Below are 3,858 nucleotides of genomic sequence, written 5' to 3'. Positions count from 1 at the left end.
GGGGGTGGATCCCCCCAGGGGGCCGGCCAACCCGGATCGATCCAGAGCGCGGCGCTGCCGGTCTCGGCCAAGTCGGCGGGAGCGTTGCGGGCCCAGGTCGAGCGGATCAAGGCGCTGGTCGAGAGCGGCGTGCCGGCGAACGACGTCGGGTTCTCACTGGCCGGGCGGAGCAGGTTCGAGCAGCGCGCGGCGATCGTCGGCGACGAGGTCGTCGAAGGCGCCGTCGTGGAGGCCGGGCCGGGGCCGGTGTTCGTGTTCCCCGGTCAGGGCTCGCAGTGGCACGGCATGGCGGTCGAGCTGCTCGACGAGGACGAGACGTTCGCGCGGTGGATGGCCGAGGCGGACCGGGCGATCGCCGAGCACGTCGGCTGGTCGGTGATCGACACGCTCAAGGGCGACGCGGAACTGCTGGAGCGCATCGAGATCCTGCAGCCCGCGTTGTTCGCGATCATGATCTCGCTCGCCCAGACCTGGCGGGCCAACGGGGTCGAGCCCGCGGCGGTCGCCGGCCACTCGCAGGGAGAGATCGCCGCCGCCTACATCGCGGGCGCGCTCAGCCTCGACCAGGCGGCGCGGATCGTCGTCAAGCGGTCGCGGCTGTTCGCGGACGAGCTCGTCGGCAACGGCGCGGTCGCGAGCATCGCGTTGCCAGCCGACGAGGTCGAGAAGCTGCTACCGGAAGAGCTGGCGATCGCGGGCGTCAACAGCCCGCACGCCTGCACTGTCGCCGGGGCGGTTCCCGCACTCGAAGCGTTCGTCGAGAGCTGTGTCGCCCAGGACATCCGCGCCCGCGTGATCGGCAGCACCGTCGCCTCGCACTGCGCGCAGGTCGACCGCCTCCGCGACCAGATCCTGGAGCTGTTCGCGGACATCACGCCGCGGACCGGCACCATTCCGTTCTACTCGACCGTCACGGGCGAACGCATCGACACGGCAAGCCTCGACGCCGAGTACTGGTTCCAGAACGCTCGACAGCCCGTCAGCTTCGCCAAGGTCGTCGAGAATCTGGTCCAGGACGGCCACCGCGTGTTCATCGAGTCGAGCGCGCACCCCGTGCTGATGCTGCCCGCCCAGCAAACGGCCGAAGCGACGGGCACCGAGATCGTCGCCATCGGCTCGCTCAGGCGCGACCAGGGCGACAAGCACCGGTTCACCACCTCACTCGCCGAAGCGTGGGTGGCAGGGGTCGAAGTCCAGTGGCAGTACCCCGGCGGCAGGAACGTGCCGCTGCCCACCTATCCGTTCGACCGGCAGAGGTTCTGGCCCGAGCCGCTCGTCAAGGACACGTCCGACCCGGTCGACGCGGAGTTCTGGGAGCTCGTCGACAACGGCGGCCTGGAGGACATCGGCGTCGAGCCGGGCGTCGCGCAAACGCTCGCGCAGTGGCGCAGCCGTCGCAAGTCCGAATCCACAATGGACACCTGGCGGTACCGCGACCGGTGGGTGCCGGTCAAGATCAGCGGCACACCGAACGGTACGTGGCTCGTCGTCACGTCCGGCAACGAAGCCCAAGACGTGATCGAGGCGTTGAGCGCCAACCACATCGACATCGACGAGCAGATTAGCCGGGAAGGCCTGAAAGCCCGCCTGCCGGAGACGATCGACGGCGTCATCGCCATGACCGGCCTCCAGGCGACGATCACCCTGGTGCAGGCACTGGCCGAAGCCGGTGTCAGAGCACCGATCTGGGCCGTCACGCGCCAGGCCGTCGCCATCGGCAGCGAACCCGTCGACCCGGCGCAGACCGCGATCTGGGGTCTCGGCCGCGTCGCCGCGCTCGACCTGCCACGCCGCTGGGGTGGCCTGATCGACCTGCCCGCGAAGCTGGACACCCAGGCCGCGCAACGGTTCGCGGCCGCCCTGACCGGCACCGAGGACCAGCTCGCGATCAGGGACAACGGCGTGTTCGCCCGCCGTCTCGTCCGCACGAACGCCCACCACAACCCGGAGTTCGAAGCGTCCGGCACTGTGTTGATCACCGGCGGCACCGGCGCGCTCGGCGGCCACGTCGCGCGCTGGATGGCCGAAGCCGGAGCCGAGCACCTCGTGCTCACCAGCCGTCGCGGTCTCGACGCCCCTGGCGCCGCGGAGCTCAAGGCAGAGCTGGAGAACACCACGCGCGTCACGATTGCGGCCTGCGACGCGGCGGACCGGGAAGCGCTCGCGACGCTGCTCGCGGGCATCGACGACCTCACGACCGTCGTGCACGCGGCGGGCATCGGCACCGGTGACGCGCCGATCGACGAGATCAGGTACGAGGACGTCACCGCGCTGCTCGACACCAAGATCACCGCGGCCAGGCACCTGCACGAACTTGCGCCGCAAGCCCGTTTCATCCTCTTCTCGTCGGGCGCGGCGAGCTGGGGGAGCGGCGGCCAGCCCGCGTACGGCGCGGCCAACGCCTACCTCGACGGGCTCGCGCACCTGCGCCGCTCGCAGGGCTTGAAGGCGACGTCGATCGCGTGGGGTGCGTGGGCGGACGCCGGCATGGCCGCCGACCACGGCATGTACGAGGCGCTGCACCGGATCGGCATCGGCTCGATGCCGCCCGAGCTCGCGATGAGGGTGCTGCGCCAAGCGGTCGCCGACGACCAGACCCAGCTCACCGTCACCGACATCGACTGGGCGACGTTCGCGCCGAGCTTCACCGCCGAACGGCCGAGCCCGCTGCTCACCGGCATTCCCGAAGCGCGCCAGGCACTTGCCGAGGAGCCCGTCGAGGAATCGGAGCTCAAGCAACGCCTGACGAAGCTCACCGAGGCCGAACGCGACCGCGCGTTGCTCGACCTGGTCCGCGCCGAGGCCGCGAAGACGCTGGGCTACCCGGAAAGCGACCAGGTGCCGGTCGGCAGGGCGTTCCGCGAGCTGGGCTTCGACTCGGTGACCGCGGTCGAGATGCGCAACCGCCTCAAGACCGCGACCGGACTCGCGCTGCCCGCGACGCTGGTGTTCGACTACCCGACCGCGACGACGCTGTCGCAGCACCTGCGGGACGAGCTGTTCGGTGGCACGGAACAGCTCGAGGTCCGTGCGGCCACGCTCGCCTCCGACGACCCGATCGCGATCGTCGGCATCGGCTGCCGCTACCCCGGCGGTGTCACGACCCCGGAAGCGTTGTGGGACCTGGTGTTCGAGGGACGCGACGTGATCTCGCGGTTCCCGGCCGACCGCGGCTGGGACCTGGACCGGCTCGCCAGCTCGACGTTCGAGGGCGGGTTCCTCGACGCCGTCGCCGACTTCGACGCGGGGTTCTTCGGGATCTCGCCGCGCGAGGCCGTCGTGATGGACCCGCAGCAGCGACTGCTCCTCGAAACCTCCTGGGAGGCACTGGAACGAGCCGGCATCGACCCGGTCTCGTTGAAGGGCAGCCCGACCGGCGTCTTCGTCGGCACCACCGGGCAGGACTACGAGTCGCTGCTCAACCGCTCGCTGGAGGAGACCGGCCCGTACGCGACGACCGCGTTCTCGGCTTCGGTGCTGTCCGGCCGCATCTCCTACCTGCTCGGACTCGAAGGCCCCGCGGTCACGATCGACACGGCCTGCTCGTCGTCGCTCGTCGCCATGCACTGGGCCGCGCAGGCGCTGCGCAACGGTGAGTGCGACCTGGCTTTGGCCGGTGGTGTCGCGGTCATGACCACGCCGAACGCCTACTCCGCCTTCACCGCGGCCGGCGGGCTCGCACCGGACGGGCGCTGCAAGGCGTTCGCCGAGGCCGCTGACGGCACCGGCTGGTCCGAGGGCGCTGGTGTGGTGCTGCTGGAACGGTTGTCGGACGCGCGGCGCAACGGGCACGAGGTCCTGGCCGTGCTGCGCGGTTCCGCGGTCAACCAGGACGGCGCGTCGAACGGCCTGACCGCG

General features: G+C 70.9%; 1 protein-coding gene. It reads left to right on the top strand.

The genetic code is table 11. The features are described 5' to 3' along the window. Window positions 1-3,858, top strand: a 3,858-nt coding sequence (locus tag UK23_RS47760) for a type I polyketide synthase (RefSeq protein WP_045318510.1), incomplete at both ends; no start/stop codon positions are given.

This window comes from Lentzea aerocolonigenes, from assembly GCF_000955955.1.
Classification (GTDB): domain Bacteria; phylum Actinomycetota; class Actinomycetes; order Mycobacteriales; family Pseudonocardiaceae; genus Lentzea; species Lentzea aerocolonigenes_A.
This window is presented reverse-complemented; position numbering and strand designations above follow the sequence as displayed.